The sequence below is a fragment of the Pseudomonas sp. Tn43 genome, from assembly GCF_014192635.1.
Lineage (GTDB): Bacteria > Pseudomonadota > Gammaproteobacteria > Pseudomonadales > Pseudomonadaceae > Aquipseudomonas.
Genome location: NZ_JACHYG010000006.1, coordinates 96,116 through 111,779, shown reverse-complemented (window position 1 = coordinate 111,779; position 15,664 = coordinate 96,116). Strand labels below are relative to the sequence as shown.

Here is a 15,664-nt window from a genome sequence, read left to right as displayed (position 1 = left end):
ACCCGGTGCATTGGCCGGGTTTTTCTGGACGATCACGGTGACGGCAACGGAACTACCGCCACTTTAAACTGTAGACAATGCTGTTTTGTGCGGTGTGAAAACCGACAGTCGGGTAATCCCCGAGCCACAGGTAGCTCCCACAGAGGTTGGCGCTTATCATGACCACCGGATTAATCCCCACGCCTTTTATGAGACTGAGCATGACTTTCGATTTTGATCAGGTGTTCGACCGCCATGGCACCGGCAGTACCAAATGGAGCCGCTACCCGGCCGACGTATTGCCAATGTGGGTCGCCGACATGGACTTTGCCGCACCGCCCGCGATCATCCAGGCGCTGCAAAAACGCCTGGAACACCCGATGCTCGGTTACAGCGTGGCCCAGGATGACTTGCGAGAAGCCATCGTCGCCGACCTGTGGAACAAGTACGCCTGGCGCGTGCAGCCTCAAGAGCTGGTCTTCCTGCCGGGTATCGAGTCGGGGTTCAACATGGCCCTGCATGCGCTGGTTCAACCGCAGCAGAACGTGGTGGTACAAACGCCAAACTACCCGCCGCTGCGCCATGCGCCGGGCCACTGGCAGCTGAACAAAGTCGAACTGGATTTCGACGCATTGGCCGATGGCACCTATGCCACGCCACTCGATGCCTTGCGCCAGTCCCTGCAGGGCGGCGGCGCGCTGCTGCTGAGCAACCCGCATAACCCGCTGGGCAAGGTCTTCCCACGCGAGGAACTGCAAGCGGTCGCCGACATTTGCCTGGCACAGGACGCCTGGATCATCTCCGACGAGATCCACTCCGAACTGTGCTTCGACGGGCGCGTACACATTCCGACCGCCTCGCTCAGCCCGCAGATCGCCCAGCGCACCATCACCCTGATGTCAGCGAGCAAGGCCTACAACATCGCCGGTTTAAAGACGGCGTTCATGATCATTCAGGACGCGGCACTGCGTCATCGGGTCAACAGCGCTCGCTGCGGCATGGTCGACAGCGTCAACCCGCTGGGCCTGGAAGCCACCCGCGTCGCCTACAACGAAGGCGGCCCGTGGCTGACCGAACTCATGGCCTACCTGCAAGGCAATCGGGATTATCTGGTGGAGGCGGTTCGTACGCGGCTGCCGGGTGTGAGCATGAACATTCCTCAGGGCACTTACCTGGCATGGCTCGACTGCACGGCGCTGGGGCTGGATAACCCGCAGCAGTTCTTCCTTGAGCAAGCCAAGGTCGGGCTGAGCGCAGGGCTGGATTTCGGCGATCACGCCCGGCAGTTCGTGCGCTTGAACTTCGGCTGCCCACGGGCGCTGCTGGAAGAAGGAATCGCGCGGATGGAGCGTAGTTTGCGTAACCGCTGATTCTTACGGGCAACGAGGATCAAATGTAGGAGCTGGCGCAGCCTGCGATCTTTTGATTTTGATGTCAGCGCAAGCAAGATCAAAAGATCGCAGCCTGCGGCAGCTCCTACAGGGTGTACACCGTTCAAATGTGATCAGTCATCGCGAGCAGGCTTGCACAAGGGATTTTCGGGTTGCAGAAGTCCATCGAAATCCAACCGAACTCAAGACAAAAGACCGGGGTCAACCCTCAACGAGCGCTGGTGGCGCTCGGATCTTTTGCCTTGAACAGAGGAGATTTCCCGATGACTGACTATCCAAAACCACCCTTCCCGAAACAAAGCCAGCCAGTCCCCGGAGCCCAGATGAAAATGGACCCTTATCCGGATTGTGGCGAGCAGAGCTACAAAGGTTCGGGTCGGCTGGAGGGCAAGATTGCCCTGATCACCGGTGCCGACAGCGGCATCGGCCGTGCGGTGGCGATTGCTTTCGCCCGGGAAGGCGCGGATGTGGTGGTGGCCTATCTGAATGAGCAGGAAGATGCGCAGGAAACCGCACGCTGGGTCGAACAGGCCGGTCGCCAATGCCTGCTGCTGCCTGGCGATGTGGGGCAGAAAGCGCACTGCCAGGCGCTGGTGGACAAAACGGTGGAGCGCTTTGGTCGAATCGACATTCTGGTCAACAACGCCGCATTTCAGATGACCCACGAAAACATCGAAGACATCCCGGACGAAGAATGGGTAATGACTTTCGATGTGAACATCACGGCCATGTTCCGGCTCTGTCAGGCCGCGTTAAAACACATGAAGCCTGGCAGTTCGATCATCAACACCAGTTCGATCAACTCCGACATGCCCAAGCCGACATTGCTGGCCTACGCGACCACGAAGGGCGCGATTGCCAACTTCACCGCCGGCCTGGCGCAGATGCTGGGGCCAAAGAATATTCGGGTAAACAGCGTGGCGCCGGGGCCGATCTGGACGCCGTTGATCGTCTCGACCATGCCCGAGGAAGACGTGCAGAACTTCGGTTCGCAAACCCCGCTCGGTCGCCCTGGCCAACCGGCGGAAGTCGCGCCGATCTATGTGCTGCTGGCCTCGGATGAAGCCAGCTACATCACCGGGCAACGCTATGGTGTCACGGGCGGCAAGCCGATGCTTTGACGCAACCGGCATGGCCTGCGATCGCCCCCGTAGGAGCTGCCGAAGGCTGCGATCTTTTGATCTTGCTTTTGCTGACATCAAAGTCAAAAGATCGCAGCCTTCGGCAGCTCCTACGGGGATCGCGGTGAATCAGGGCTCTTGGGCAATCACCGATATCTTGCCATTGCGCTCGATGATGGCGAATTTGATCTGCTCAAGGGTTTCAATGCCCTGGCTCGAACGCGCGGCTTCCATGATATCTGCTTCGACCAGTCGCGTATTGCGCAGGCGCTGATGCAGGATCTTGCCGTTTTCGACAATGATCGTCGGCCCGCCATCGATCAGCCGCTGCACCCATTGCGAGCGCTGTTTGAGCAGTGAAAGGCCAACGTCAAGGGCAATCAGCGTGATGATCACCAGCATCGAATTGGTCAGTGAAAAATCATTGCCCACCAGCGCTTGTTGGGTCGCCTCGCCGATGATCATCAGCAGCACGAAATCAAACGTCGTCAGTTCGGCCAGCGAGCGCCGACCGGCGATCTTGAACAGCACCATCAATGCCAGGTACATCACGACTGCGCGCACTACCGAATCCATAAGTCACCTAAGGGAAAATGAATTGATCCACCTTGACGGGGGCTGCACCGGGCGAGGCGATATGGCTGCGAAACAGGCCCAGCCCCTCGCCACGCAAAGTCAGGTAAAGACTGGCCTGCCCTTGCGCGTCCGTTCGTACCCACAGTTTCATGCCCTGCTCGCCACTGAGTGCACGCACAGGTTCCGGTTGCAGGGTTTCGATTTCGAAGCCCTCCAGCAGTTTACCGGTCAGTTCCAGCTCAACCGTGGTATCCGGCCGGCCCATCACACTGACCTTCATCGGATTGGTCGAACCATGACGGTGGAACATCTCGTACTCCACCCGCACCTTGCCATCGCTGCCCAGAACGTCCCGGGAACTGAGCGGGCCACGGGAAAACAAGCCAAGCAATGCCAACACCACCAGCAGCACCATCACGTACCAGCCCCAGCGTTCGAATCGCCAGACCTTGACCTGATAGGCCATATCTTCGCGCACCGGAAAATCGCGGCTGTCGTATTCGGTACGGCGGGAATGCTCGTTCATTTGCTTACCCGATCTTGTTCACCGGTCTTGTCACCGGCCAGGGCGCGTTTGTGAAAAAACGAGATCCGCTTCAAGGCATGTTCGGCGGCCAGCAACTGAACCTTGCTGCGGGAGCCGTAAAAGCGATGCTGTTGAGTGAATACCCACTTTCCTTTCCTGGTCTGATAAGCCCAGGCAAAACAGACGGTACCTGCCGGAATTCCGTCGACATCCTCCGGCCCCAGGATACCGGTGGTGGCCACGGCGACGTTGGCGGTGCTGTCGAGCAAGGCACCCAGAGCCATTTCGCGAGCGACTTCGCAACTGGTCAGGTTGAAGGCTTCGATCGTATGGGGGCTGACGTTCAGTAACCGCTGTTTGGCTTCAGAAGAATAGACCACGTAGCCACTCTCGATCAGGTCCCCGCTGCCTGGCACTTCGGCCAGTAAAGTCACGATCTTTCCGGCGGTACAGGACTCGGCAGTGGTCAGTCGCAGGTCGTGGTGGCGCAAATATTCGACGACGGTATGGCTGACGTTCATGGCAGGGCCTCCAGGCAAGAGGAACTGCTCGGTTGACCTTTGACGCTTGCAAACATTCCCTCGGGCAGACCGTCCATGCCCCCCGATAAAAAATGAACCCCCGGCGCTGGATGCACCTCAATACTGTTAGGGAGCCCCTTTGAAGGGCTGCTTGTTATCTGGAGGTCGATATGTCCGCACCTTTTGTCAGGCTCTTCACTCAGCCCAATTTCGTCTGGACAGATATCCGCAAAGAAGAAGAAGCGAATCCGCGCCATTACCTCGCTCATCTCCTGCTGCTGGCGTTGATTCCCGCCGTGTGCCTGTTTATCGGGACCACCTACGTCGGCTGGAGCCTGGTCGAAAACGAAACGGTCAAACTCAGTGCCGCCAGCGCCCTGCAACTCTGTGGGCTGCTGTACCTGAGCATCATTGTCGGCGTGGTGCTGATGGGGCTGTTCATCCGCTGGATGTCGCGCACCTTCGACTCACGCCCCACCGTCAATCAGTGCATCGGTTTTGCTGCCTACACGGTTACTCCGTTTTTCCTCGCAGGTATCGCCGGGCTCTATCCGAGTCGCTGGCTGGCGATCACCGTGCTGGGAGCGGCCTCCCTCTATTCGACGTTTCTGCTGTTCGTCGGTTTGCCGATCTTCATGCACGAGCGCAAGGAGCAAGGCCTGCTGTATGCGGCGAGCGTGTGGGGCGTCGGGCTATTGGTACTGGTAACCATTTTGGTGGAGATGATTCTGCTCTGGTTCAACTACCTGGGGCCTGAATACCTGCGCGTGTCCGGCGTTTGATTGTGCTGAGTCCGCCAACCGCCAACGGTCGGCGGTACACCTCCGAGAACCGGCCATGAGCTTCATTGTATGGGTGGCGGTGTTGGGTGCGGTACTGCTGACCCTGGCACTGACCTCATCCTATCTTCGCTGGATGCCGGTGACCACTTCGGCGGTGTGCCTGGCACTGGGCGTGGCGATCGGGCCGGGTGGCCTGGGCTTGTTGAAGCTGGACATCAAGGACACGGCGATCTGGATGGAGCATCTGACGGAAGTCGCGGTGCTTTTTTCGCTGTTTGTCTGCGGGCTTAAATTGCGCCTGCCGCTGAAGGATCTTCGATGGCGAGTGGCGTTCGGGCTGGCGGGACCGGTGATGATTATGACCATCACTGGCATCTGCCTGTTACTGCATTACGGCTTTGCCCTGGGGTGGGGGCCGTCGCTGCTGATCGGGGCGATTCTGGCCCCCACCGATCCGGTACTGGCCTCGCTGTTGCAGGTCAACGACGCCAGGGATTACGACTCGGTGCGTTTCGGGCTCACCGGGGAGGCAGGCCTGAATGACGGCATCGCCTTCCCTTTCGTGATCCTCGGCTTACTCTTCGTGCAGCAGGGCGGCAATAGCGACGCCTGGCTCAGTGGCTGGGCATTGAAAAGTGTGCTGTGGGCCGTGCCTGCCGGTTTGTTTATCGGTTACTGGATGGGCCACGGCATCGGTCGCTTGACCTTGTCGATGCGCATCCGCAATGCCGACAGCACCATCTCCCCCAACGATTACCTGACCCTGGCCCTGATCGCCCTCGCTTACGTCGCGGCCGAGGTGATCCATGGCTATGGTTTTCTGTCGGTGTTCGCCGCCGGCCTGGGGTTGCGGCAAGCCGAAGTCAAATCCACCGGCGACGCGCGAATCCCTGCCGAACATCTGGTGCAACCGGTCGTCGGTCACCAGAACGTCGAACCTGAGGCTGCCGTCCACGGCGACGTGGCGAATCTGCCAGAAACCCAGGTCGCGGCGGGCATCATGATGGGCGACATGCTGGCATTCGGCAGCTTGGTGGAACGGGCCATGGAGGTGTTTTTGGTCACTCTGCTGGGCGTGGTGCTGGTGGGCCATTGGGACTGGCGAGCGTTGGTGATTGCGCTGGTGTTGTTCTGTGCCATTCGCCCCTTGTGCGTATGGCTCATGCCATGGGGACGCTTGCTGGATGGTCGCCAGAAGCTGTTGATCGGCTGGTTCGGGATTCGCGGGATCGGGAGTTTTTATTACCTGTTCTACGCCTTGAACCACGACCTCGGTCCGGCGGCAGCGACGCTGTGCACCGACCTGACGTTGTCGGTGGTGGCACTGAGCATTCTGGCGCATGGCATCAGTACTCAACCGATGCTGGCCCGTTATGAACGGCGCCGTGAACCGGACGCCTGACACCTTCTCGGGCGAGGCAATCGTTCGTTCAACCTGCATTGAACAGCAGCGGTTATTCTTGCAGGTTGCACGACAAACGCCGCCCTATTTTGATTCTAACCCACTGTTTTAAATGAATTTTTAAAAAATATCGAAACAGGCACGGGAAATGCTCCAGCTCTATGAGCGACAACGGCAGGAAGACCGTTTGCGCTTGTCCCAAATGAAACAAGAGGTTTGACCATGAACGCCATTGACCTGTTGAAAGCCGACCATGAACGCGTGAAAGGCATCCTGGCCCAGTTGAGCGAGTCCACCGAACGTGGGGTGAAAAAGCGCACCGAACTGCTGGCCAAACTGGAAATGGAAATCACGATCCATACCCGTCTGGAAGAGGAAGTCTTGTATCCGGCGTACAAAAAAGCCGGAGGCAAGGAACAGGACGTGATGTATTACGAAGCCAAGGAAGAACATCGCGCCGTCGATACGCTGGTGCTTCCGGACCTGAAATCCACTGACCCCTCCACCGTCGAATTTGCCGGTCGCGTGAAAGTGGTCAAGGAACTGCTGGAACATCACATTGAAGAAGAGGAAACGGAAATGTTTCCTCAGGCAAAAAAATTGCTGGGCAAAACGACACTCGACGAATTGGGTACGGAAATGGAAAGCCTGAAAGCCCGCTACAAAAAAGAACTGGGCGCGCCGATTCTCGCTGCTTGAGAGGTTGGCGAACAGCAAAGGCCCGGCGCATGACGGGCCTTTGATTAACGCCAGTCATAAGCGTGCCAGCGAAAGTCTGTTGGCTGCATTCGCCTGTAGCAGCTGTCGAGCCCCAGCGAGGCTGCGTTCGCCTGTAGCAGCTGTCGAGCCCAGCGAGGCTGCGTTCGGATGCGAAGCAGTCGTAATATCATAGATTGCGGTATGTCAGGCAGAACGAGTTAGCTAGGTTCACGACTGCTTCGCAGCCGAACGCAGCCTCGCTGGAGCTCGACAGCTGCTACTGACTTGAGCATCACTTCATCGCCAAGGCTATGACTTCCACCAGATTGACCTGGGTAAAAGGCTTGGACAGGCGCGGCAGCCTGGACTCGAAGCCCTCCAGGCGTTCGGCGTAACCGGTGGCGAGAATGATCGGCAGGTGCGGCCTGATGAGCCGAATAGCCTGCGCCAGTTGCGCACCATTCATCTTGGGCATGACCATATCCGTAATGACCAGGTCAAAATCCTGCTCGCTGTCGAACAACGCCAGTGCCTGGGCGCCGGACGCGGCACTGATCACTTGATGACCCAAGTCCTCAAGCAACAAGCTGGTACTGGTCAATACCAGGCTGTCGTCATCCACGACCAATACACGCAAACGCGGCACACGCGACACGGCCGTATCCTCGCTGACGACTGCGGCAGTCGAGCCGGCGATTGCGACGGGTAACCAGAGTTCGGCAATCGTGCCGACATTCTTCTGGCTTTTCAGAATGAGTCGCCCACCCAATTGTTCTGTAAACCCGTGAACCATCGACAACCCCAGGCCAGTGCCTTTGCCGACACCTTTTGTCGTGAAGAAAGGGTCCATTGCTGACGCCAGGGTAGCGTCATCCATGCCTTCCCCTTTATCCGTGACACTCAGGCAGACATAGCGGCCTGGTGCCAGGGACAATTTCGATTGATTGGGGACGTCTTCCGTTTGCGCGCTGATGACAAGTTTTCCTCCCTCTGGCATGGCATCGCGGGCATTGGTCGCCAGGTTCAATATCGCCAGTTCGAGCTGATTGACGTCGGCCATGACTGGCACAAGTCCAGGCAGAAAACGGGTTTCTATGCTGACCGTAGGTTCCAGAGCGCTGCGTAACAGCCCGGTAATCCCTTGTATCAATGCCGGTATCTCGACCGATTCGGTCTTGAGTTCCTGACGCCTGGCAAACGCCAACATGCGCTGGGTCAGGGACACGCCGCGCAAAGCACCTTGAGTGGCGTTGTCGAGCAAACGGGTGATTCTCGGGTCGTCCGCCGAACGTTTGCGAACGACTTCCAGATTGCCCAGGATGACCGTCAGCAAATTATTGAAGTCGTGGGCTATCCCGCCGCTGAGTTGACCGATGGCCTGCATTTTCTGCGCCTGAAACAACGCTTCGCGGGTTTGCTCAAGCGCTTGTTGGGCTTGGGTGACCTCGGTGATGTCCCGAGTGATCTTGGCAAACCCCAGCAACGTGCCGGTGTCGCCCCAAATCGGGTCGACCACCACATGCGCAAAAAACCGCGTGCCATCCTTGCGCACGCGCCAGGCGTTGTTTTCAAATCGCCCTTCGCGCGTAGCCATTTCCAGCGCCCGTTGTGGTTCACCGGCTTCGCGATCTTCAGGGGTATAAAACATCGAGAAATGCTGGCCGATCACTTCTTCGGGCAGGTAGCCCTTGATGCGCTGAGCCCCTGGATTCCAGTTGGTCAGACATCCATCCGGGGCGAGCATGTAGATGGCGTAGTCGGTGACGCTTTGCACCAGCAGCCGGAACTGCTGTTCACTTTGCTTGAGGGTTTCCTCGGCCATTTTGCGGTCGGTCAAATCCCGGGTGATCTTGGCAAAACCCAACAACTTGCCCGACGGATCGAGAATGGGATCGATGACCACATGGGACCAGAAAAGCGTGCCATCCTTGCGAACCCGCCAGCCTTCGCCTTCGAAACGCCCTTCGTCAATGGCGGTATCAAGAGCACGTTGAGGCAGGCCGGCATGGCGATCTTCTTCGGTATAAAAACGCGAGAAATGCTGGCCGAGAATTTCTGCTTCCTCATACCCTTTGAAACGCTTGGCCCCAGCGTTCCAACTGGTGATGATGCCATCGGGGTCAATCATGTAGATCGCGTAGTCGATCACAGCATCGATCAGCAGACGACAGCGCATCTCATCGATGGCATTAATCTTGGTCCGGGCAGCTCTCATGACATCTCACCCATCCATTGTTTCTCTGGAGTATGCGACAAACCAGGGAATAAGACAGTTCCGAAAAAGGCACTTCGATCCGATCGCAAGGGGCGTGCGCCACTGACCCTTGTTCCAGATACCCTGAACGCTCAATGAATAGTTTTACTGCACTGCCTCAAGGGCAGTTTCGACCGACCACCAACGCGGCAATAACTGCTTGACCTTGCTTTCGCCAAACCGGTCATCGATCAGCATCACCACCCCTTGATCCTGCTGAGTGCGGATCACCCGCCCCGCTGCTTGCACGACTTTCTGCACGCCAGGAAACAGGTAGGTGTAGTCATACCCGGCCCCGAAAATCGCCGCCATGCGCTGTTTCATTTGTTCGTTGACCGGATTGAGTTGCGCCAGCCCCAAGGTAGCAATAAATGCACCAATCAATCGCGCGCCGGGCAGATCGATGCCTTCGCCGAATGCGCCACCCAGCACCGCAAAACCGACGCCCTGACCATGGACGGTGAATTGCTCGAGAAAGGCCTGACGCGGCCCTTCCCCCATTCCCCGAGACTGCGACCACAGCGTGATGTGTGGATGCCGCTCGGCCAACAATTGCGCCACTTGCTGCAAGTAATCGAAGCTGCTGAAAAACGCCAGGTAATTTCCGGGGCGTTGGGCGAACTGTCTGGCGATCAGTTCGACGATGGGTTCAAGGGATGCCTTGCGGTGGATAAAGCGGGTCGAAATCTGGCTGACGATGTGCACTTGCAACTGTTCGGCGCTGAACGGCGACTCCACATCAATCCAGACGGTATTCGCCGGTGTACCCAGCAAGTCGGCGTAATAATGCCGAGGGCTCAAGGTAGCGGAAAACAGCACAGCGCTACGCGCAGCAGTCAGGCGCGGGCGAATGAAACCGGCGGGCACCACATTGCGCAGGCACAGTTGCGACAGGTTGCGCTTGCGCTCGAGATCGCGCTTGCTGATATCAAACAGAAAATGCTCATCGAAGAGTTCAGCCACGCGGCCGAATTGCAGCATGTCGAAGTAAAAATTCTGCAAGCCGCTGTCCAGGCCCTGAGGGTAATCGTTCAGGTAGTCGCCAATGCTCGCGCAGCACAAGGACAGCGCCTGAAGCAGTTTTTCCGGGGCTTTGTCGTAGGCCTGATAGGGACTGAGTTGCTGGTCATGCAGGGCATTCCATTCGCGATTGACCCGCTGCAAGGATCTCTTCAGTGGCTCGGGCGCATTTTTTCGCACGCTGTTCAATGTCGCCTGATCGAGGCTGGCGCTGTACATCTGCCGGCCGCGCTCCACCAGATTGTGGGCTTCGTCCACCAGCACCGCGACTTTCCAGTTATTGGCCTGGGCCAGCCCGAACAGCAACGCGCTGAAGTCGAAATAGTAGTTGTAGTCGGCGACTACCACGTCTGCCCAGCGGGCCATTTCCTGGCTCAGGTAGTAGGGGCAAATCTCATGCTGCAGGGCTACCTCGCGCAAGGCATTCTGGTTCAGCAAGCTCAGTTGGCTGGCGGCCTGACGCGCGGCCGGCAGACGATCATAAAAACCCTGGGCCAACGGGCACGACTCACCATGGCAGGCCTTGTCCGGGTGCTCGCAAGCCTTGTCCCGGGCGATCATCTCAAGGACTCGCAAGGGCGGAGCATCGGCGTTGTCGAGGATGACCTGAGCGGCGTCCAGCGCCAACTTGCGACCCGGGGTTTTCGCCGTGAGGAAAAACACCTTGTCCAGTTGTTGCGGCGCCAGCGCCTTGAGCATCGGGAACAGCGTGCCAACGGTCTTGCCGATTCCGGTCGGAGCCTGGGCCATCAGGCAGCGACCGGTGCTGACCGCCTTGAACACCGACTCGGCCAGATGCCGTTGCCCGGGACGAAAATCGGCATGGGGAAATGCCAACTGTTGCGCCGCCAGATTGCGCCCTTCGCGATGGGCCATTTCCTGTTCGGCCCAGTGCAGGAACAACCCGCAATGGTGTTCGAAGAACAGCTGCAGTTCGTCGGCGCTGAAGGCCTCGACCAGACAGGTTTCCTTTTCGCTGACGATATCGAAGTACACCAGCGCCAGATTAATCTGCTCCAGCTGCAATTTCTGGCACATCAACGCGCCATAGATCTTCGCCTGCGCCCAGTGCAACTGCCGATGATTGGCCGGTTGCTTGCTCAGGTCGCCACGGTAGGTTTTGACTTCTTCAAGGCAGTTTTGCGCCGGATCGTAACCGTCCGCCCGGCCCCTCACCGTCAAGGTCTGATACTGGCCCTCCAGCGCGACTTCATTCTGGTAACCCTCGCTGCGCCGTGACGCCACGGTGCGATGACCAACGATGCCTTCCAGTGCGGTTGGCGAGGGGGTAAAGCGCAGGTCCAGATCGCCGACCTTGGCGGTGAATTCACACAGCGCCCGCACCGCAATGCTGTAGCTCACGCGCCCTGCTCCGCCCATTGCACGTAGCACACGGCGATCGGCATCTGGTGCTCGTGACAGAATTCCAGCCAGCGCAATTGATTGTCTTGCAACCGATCGCCGGGGCCTTTGACTTCGATCATCCGGTAGGTTTTGTCTTGCGGCCAAAACTGAATCAGGTCCGGCATGCCGGCGCGGTTGGCCTTGACGTCGAGCAGCAGTCGATTGAACCAGTGCTTGAGGTGTTCGGCGGGCAGACAGTCGAGCGCCTGTTCCAGCAGTTCCTCACTCAGCGCGCCCCAGAATACGAACGGTGACTGCACGCCCCACTTGGCGCTGTAACGCTCGCGCACCGTTTGCACATAACGCCCGTCATCGAGTTCGGCGAGGCAGGCCTGGAACAGATCCGCGCGCCGCGCATGAAAATCTTCGTTGAGCAGGTCCACCGGCCCGCGCTGGAACGGGTGAAAAAACGCCCCCGGCAACGGCGCGAAGATCGCCGGCCAGCACAGCAGCCCGAACAGCGAGTTGATCAGGCTGTTCTCGACGTAATGCACCGGCGCCGAATCGTCCGCCAGGTGCGCCTGAACGTAAGACTCCACCGACAATGCCGGATCGTGCCGGGGCAGTTGCAGGTCCAGACGCTGCATGGCTCGAGGGGCCGGCCGCTTGATCGGCGGACCACCCAGTTTGCGCCGCAGCCTGGGCAACACACGCAAGAGGTGCTGATGCTCGGCGGCGCTTTCAGGGGCTTGCTCGGCGTGGGTGGCCAGGTCCATGGCCAGTTGATATTCAGCACAGCGCTCCAACACCCGAATCAGCCGCAGACGCGCGCCGGGGTAGGCACATTGGCGGTAGAGGTTCAGGGCAGTGGAAAAATCCGCGACGCGCTCGCAATGCTGGCCGATCTGGAACAGCAGTTTGCCGCGACGTTTTTGCAGCCAGGGATTGTCGAGTTGCAGCCCGTTGATCTGCTCGACAATGTCCGCCACGTCCTCACCGGCCTCGAAACGCTGCTGGCAGCTGTGCAGGAACAGGCAGGCATCGACGTCCTCGCGACTGCGCAAGCCACGGGATTCGGCGCAGAACTCAACCTTCTCGTAGGTAAAGATGCCCAGGTCGGCCAGCACGAATTCCGACCAGTCCTGATAAAGATTGCCGAAGAACATCAGCCGCAATCGGTCGCACAGGCCCATGACGGTCAGGCTGAACAACCGGTCATTCAGGGCCGGACACCATTGGGCAAAACTGTGTGCGTGGGGAAACTGCTCGCTCAGGACCGGCAGCCAATCGGTCTTCTTTCCTTTGGGCTGATCGATGACGCTGCCAAAGCATTGGAGAATCTCGGCCTTGAGCAACACCTCGAACACGTCCTCGATGTGCAACGGCGATTGTTCATCGAGCCAGCCCGATGCCAGTAGCGGCGTCGCGGCGCTGTCGATGTCGCCGATTTCGACGTAACTCAGTTTGCCGGCCCTGAAATGCACGCCCTTGCGCATCACCAGCCTGACCAGCAGGGCCTGGGACTCACGAGGTAGAAGATTGAAGTCGCGGATGAAAGCCTGTTCCTCGATGCTCAATACATCGGCATAACGATGTTCAAGCCAATCAAGCACTTGCATGAAGTTGTTCAAGTAATAGAACGGGTCATCGAGTGGTTTTACAATCACGGGCAATAGGGCCATGGCTACGAGTACTGGTTATGCGTACAGATACCAGCTATGCCCCGCCCGGTGCAAACGGAAAAGGATCAGTGGCGACGCTATTCGGCAATTTTCGGGTGACCATCGAACTTTCTGCCATTCCATCGCACCAACCGCGTTAGAGGCACAGTGATGATTGACCTCAAGCGAGGCGTTCGCGCTGTTTTTATTGCGTAGGAGAAGTGTGTATGAATATCAAGACTCTGGGTTTGCCCTTGGCGGTAGCGGCCTTTCTGGCCCTGGCCGGTTGCTCGACGCCAACGGTGGTTACCCTGCAGAACGGCACTCAGTATTTGACCAAGGACATGCCGGATACCAAGACTGAGGACGGTTTCTTTGAGTTTGAAGATATTTCCGGGGCAAAAGTGAAAGTCAGGGCCGATGAAGTGGCCACGGTTCGCAAGGAAGACTGACCACGTTAAACGCAAAACCTGTAGGAGCGAGGCTTGCCCGCGAAGAATGCATCGCGGTTATTCAGGTATCACGCGTCATCGTTCTTCGCGGGCAAGCCTCGCTCCTACAGGACTTTCATCGCTTGATCAGAGGTATTTGAGAATCGCGATGTCGCGACGGCGCTGTTTGAGGTTGGCGAACCAGCGCGTCGGGAAGAACAGCACCACCCCGAGGACCACGCTCCATAGCCAGACCATGGGCAGGTTGTCGAAGCCGTAATAAGTCCCCTGATTGGTGCCCCAAACGGCGACGGCCACCAGGTACATCGCCTTGAGCACGTACAGGTGCAGCAAATAGAAAAACATTGGTGCACCGCCGTAGATCGCCAAGGTCGCGGTAGACCAGCGCTCCTGGGCTTTTTCGAACAACGCCAAAAGAATCAACCCCAAACCAAGTGTCGGCATCAGGAACATCAGCGATGGCGGGTACTTCTTCGCGCTCAGGAAACTCATGAACGTGCGCAGCGACTCACCGGTTTGCACCCAAGGCTTCTCGCCATAGACATTCAAGTAGCGGATGAACACGAAGGCCACCAGCAGGCCGCCGCCGACTTTCAGCAACCGCGAGATCCGCGCCGCCGGTTCCATGTCCTTGCCGAACCATGGCCCTATGGCCCAGCCCAGCAGAATCACCCCGATCCATGGCAACACCGGATACGTCGTGCGAGCGCGGGTGAACTCGGTGATGTCGATAAACACCCGCTGATGCAGGATCGACCATGGCACGTAGAACGGCGACTCCGGCCCCACGGTCACGCCATCGAGCACGTTATGCCCGGCGACAATCGCCACCCCGAGCACGATCAACCAACCGCGTTTGAAGTGCAGCAACCCGGCGAGCACGATCATGCAGATGCCGATGCACCAGATCACTTGCAGCCACAGCGTCTTGGGCGGGAACTCGGCGTTCCAGGCAAAGCACACGAACGTGAGCTCCAGAAACACCAGGAACAGCCCGCGCTTGAGCAGGAACACCGACGTCTCGTTGGCCGTGTGTTTCTGGCTGTATAGCCAGGCCGACAAACCGGTGAGGAAGATGAACACCGGGGCGCAAAGGGTGCTCAGCAATCGGGTGAAGAACAGGTCCGGGGTCACGCTCAAGGCGTCGATCGGGTCGGTCACCTGGCGGTGCAGCAAAAAGGTTTCCCGCACATGGTCGACCAGCATGCAGAGCATGACAAAGCCGCGCAGGGCGTCGATGGCGAGCATCCGGGTATTGGTTTTTGCAGCGCTGCAGGCAAGCGCAGAAGAAACACTTCCCGCCTGCCCCGCCACGCTTGTGGATAGGGTCATATCAGTCACTCATGTCATGGTCAGTGGGCTCAGGCTTGTTGCTTGAGCCTGGCAACTCTGTTGCGGTTATTGCTCATTGAATCCCTGGAATGCTGGTATCGCAGGAGAGCGGCTGCCCTCCTTGCCGGATCAGTTGTTCCTGCATCCGCTGACAACGCTCCCGTTCTTGCTGCATCGAGCGATCGATGCTGATGTTGCCGGTCTTCTCCGGTTGTTTGCCGTCGCCCAGGCGCACTGTCACCCAGGGCTGTTCCGGCTGGATTTGAAAGCGGGTTTTTTCTTCGATGGGTTTGGCAGGTTTGGCGGTTTCGATCGTGGCCGGTTTCGGCAGTTGATCGGAGGTGACCCCGTAACGGGTCAGAATCGAGCTTTGAGGCAGTTCTGCGGCGGCGGTTGCCGATATAAAGGCCAGCGCCAGGCCGAAGGTGTACCTCTTGCTGTAACTCACGTTGCACAATCTCCTGTACTCGAATGGCGGCATCATTGCCTGCGTTATAGTATAACGTGCGTATGGGCTGATTGTTTAGTGCCAGATTTCTGTTGGTGCAGGTATTGGAGTAAAAGAGTGGCCAGTGAGTCAGGGGGCAGGCAGGTTTACCGCGTT

At 58.3% G+C, this 15,664-nt stretch carries 14 protein-coding genes; 6 read left to right on the top strand and 8 right to left on the bottom strand.

Translation table 11 applies throughout. From position 1 onward, the window contains the following. The first annotated feature begins 200 nt into the window (after positions 1-200). Both FHW68_RS17055 and FHW68_RS17050 read left to right on the top strand, forming a co-directional pair. Complete coding sequence (locus FHW68_RS17055; protein ID WP_183681609.1) at positions 201-1,349, top strand: MalY/PatB family protein; 1,149 nt, start codon at positions 201-203, stop codon at positions 1,347-1,349. Between the two features lie 284 nt (positions 1,350-1,633). Beyond that, on the top strand, positions 1,634-2,491 hold the full coding sequence (locus FHW68_RS17050; protein WP_095632571.1) for an SDR family oxidoreductase: 858 nt from the start codon (positions 1,634-1,636) through the stop codon (positions 2,489-2,491). A 129-nt stretch (positions 2,492-2,620) separates the two neighbouring features. Here FHW68_RS17050 and FHW68_RS17045 read toward each other — a convergent pair whose 3' ends face one another. From FHW68_RS17045 to FHW68_RS17035, 3 genes are read right to left on the bottom strand one after another with little or no spacing between them, the layout of a single operon-like run. Further along, positions 2,621-3,067: a DUF421 domain-containing protein gene (locus FHW68_RS17045; protein WP_183681605.1), complete on the bottom strand. Its 447-nt coding sequence runs from the start codon at positions 3,065-3,067 to the stop codon at positions 2,621-2,623. A 7-nt stretch (positions 3,068-3,074) separates the two neighbouring features. Continuing rightward, the gene (locus tag FHW68_RS17040; protein WP_183681602.1) at positions 3,075-3,593 is read right to left on the bottom strand and encodes a hypothetical protein; all 519 of its coding nucleotides are present in this window, start codon (positions 3,591-3,593) and stop codon (positions 3,075-3,077) included. Further along, positions 3,590-4,114 carry a CinA family protein gene (locus tag FHW68_RS17035; RefSeq protein WP_183681600.1) on the bottom strand — a complete coding sequence of 175 codons (525 nt, stop codon included), beginning with the start codon at positions 4,112-4,114 and terminating at the stop codon, positions 3,590-3,592. Before FHW68_RS17035 ends, FHW68_RS17040 begins: the two co-directional genes overlap by 4 nt. A 170-nt stretch (positions 4,115-4,284) precedes the next feature. Here FHW68_RS17035 and FHW68_RS17030 point away from each other — a divergent pair, with 170 nt between their 5' ends. The 3 genes from FHW68_RS17030 to FHW68_RS17020 all read left to right on the top strand — a co-directional run bounded on the left by FHW68_RS17030 (position 4,285) and on the right by FHW68_RS17020 (position 6,997). Continuing rightward, complete coding sequence (locus FHW68_RS17030) at positions 4,285-4,896, top strand: Yip1 family protein (protein WP_095632575.1); 612 nt, start codon at positions 4,285-4,287, stop codon at positions 4,894-4,896. A gap of 55 nt (positions 4,897-4,951) precedes the next feature. Further along, complete coding sequence (locus FHW68_RS17025) at positions 4,952-6,298, top strand: sodium:proton antiporter (protein ID WP_183681597.1); 1,347 nt, start codon at positions 4,952-4,954, stop codon at positions 6,296-6,298. A 222-nt stretch (positions 6,299-6,520) separates the two neighbouring features. Then, positions 6,521-6,997, top strand: coding sequence for a hemerythrin domain-containing protein (locus FHW68_RS17020; protein ID WP_095632577.1), 477 nt, complete (start codon positions 6,521-6,523; stop codon positions 6,995-6,997). 292 nt (positions 6,998-7,289) lie between these two features. Here FHW68_RS17020 and FHW68_RS17015 read toward each other — a convergent pair whose 3' ends face one another. The 3 genes from FHW68_RS17015 to FHW68_RS17005 form a co-directional block, all read right to left on the bottom strand. Then, on the bottom strand, positions 7,290-9,212 hold the full coding sequence (locus FHW68_RS17015) for a PAS domain-containing sensor histidine kinase (protein WP_095632578.1): 1,923 nt from the start codon (positions 9,210-9,212) through the stop codon (positions 7,290-7,292). Between the two features lie 144 nt (positions 9,213-9,356). Further along, the gene (locus FHW68_RS17010; protein WP_183681594.1) at positions 9,357-11,633 is read right to left on the bottom strand and encodes an ATP-dependent DNA helicase; all 2,277 of its coding nucleotides are present in this window, start codon (positions 11,631-11,633) and stop codon (positions 9,357-9,359) included. Continuing rightward, a complete protein-coding gene (locus FHW68_RS17005) occupies positions 11,630-13,297 on the bottom strand; it encodes a VRR-NUC domain-containing protein (protein WP_183681590.1) in 1,668 nt (555 codons plus the stop codon). Before FHW68_RS17005 ends, FHW68_RS17010 begins: the two co-directional genes overlap by 4 nt. 206 nt (positions 13,298-13,503) lie before the next feature. Between FHW68_RS17005 and FHW68_RS17000 the strand changes: the two genes are divergently transcribed. Beyond that, positions 13,504-13,728 carry a YgdI/YgdR family lipoprotein gene (locus FHW68_RS17000; RefSeq protein WP_095632581.1) on the top strand — a complete coding sequence of 75 codons (225 nt, stop codon included), beginning with the start codon at positions 13,504-13,506 and terminating at the stop codon, positions 13,726-13,728. Positions 13,729-13,854: 126 nt separating this feature from the next. Here the strand turns inward: FHW68_RS17000 and FHW68_RS16995 are convergent, their stop codons facing one another. Both FHW68_RS16995 and FHW68_RS16990 read right to left on the bottom strand, forming a co-directional pair. Further along, on the bottom strand, positions 13,855-15,060 hold the full coding sequence (locus FHW68_RS16995) for a DUF1624 domain-containing protein (protein WP_095632582.1): 1,206 nt from the start codon (positions 15,058-15,060) through the stop codon (positions 13,855-13,857). A 73-nt stretch (positions 15,061-15,133) separates the two neighbouring features. Further along, positions 15,134-15,508 carry a hypothetical protein gene (locus tag FHW68_RS16990; RefSeq protein ID WP_095632583.1) on the bottom strand — a complete coding sequence of 125 codons (375 nt, stop codon included), beginning with the start codon at positions 15,506-15,508 and terminating at the stop codon, positions 15,134-15,136. Positions 15,509-15,664: the final 156 nt, after the last annotated feature.

Bases quoted from the DNA above. Each gene is read 5' to 3' on its own strand.
- FHW68_RS17055 (WP_183681609.1), top strand. From the start codon at position 201: ATGACTTTCGATTTTGATCAGGTGTTCGACCGCCATGGCACCGGCAGT.
- FHW68_RS17020 (WP_095632577.1), top strand. From the start codon at position 6,521: ATGAACGCCATTGACCTGTTGAAAGCCGACCATGAACGCGTGAAAGGC.
- FHW68_RS17025 (WP_183681597.1), top strand. From the start codon at position 4,952: ATGAGCTTCATTGTATGGGTGGCGGTGTTGGGTGCGGTACTGCTGACC.
- FHW68_RS17040 (WP_183681602.1), bottom strand. From the start codon at position 3,593: ATGAACGAGCATTCCCGCCGTACCGAATACGACAGCCGCGATTTTCCG.
- FHW68_RS17005 (WP_183681590.1), bottom strand. From the start codon at position 13,297: ATGGCCCTATTGCCCGTGATTGTAAAACCACTCGATGACCCGTTCTAT.
- FHW68_RS16995 (WP_095632582.1), bottom strand. From the start codon at position 15,060: ATGACCCTATCCACAAGCGTGGCGGGGCAGGCGGGAAGTGTTTCTTCT.
- FHW68_RS17015 (WP_095632578.1), bottom strand. From the start codon at position 9,212: ATGAGAGCTGCCCGGACCAAGATTAATGCCATCGATGAGATGCGCTGT.
- FHW68_RS17000 (WP_095632581.1), top strand. From the start codon at position 13,504: ATGAATATCAAGACTCTGGGTTTGCCCTTGGCGGTAGCGGCCTTTCTG.
- FHW68_RS17050 (WP_095632571.1), top strand. From the start codon at position 1,634: ATGACTGACTATCCAAAACCACCCTTCCCGAAACAAAGCCAGCCAGTC.
- FHW68_RS17030 (WP_095632575.1), top strand. From the start codon at position 4,285: ATGTCCGCACCTTTTGTCAGGCTCTTCACTCAGCCCAATTTCGTCTGG.
- FHW68_RS17045 (WP_183681605.1), bottom strand. From the start codon at position 3,067: ATGGATTCGGTAGTGCGCGCAGTCGTGATGTACCTGGCATTGATGGTG.
- FHW68_RS17035 (WP_183681600.1), bottom strand. From the start codon at position 4,114: ATGAACGTCAGCCATACCGTCGTCGAATATTTGCGCCACCACGACCTG.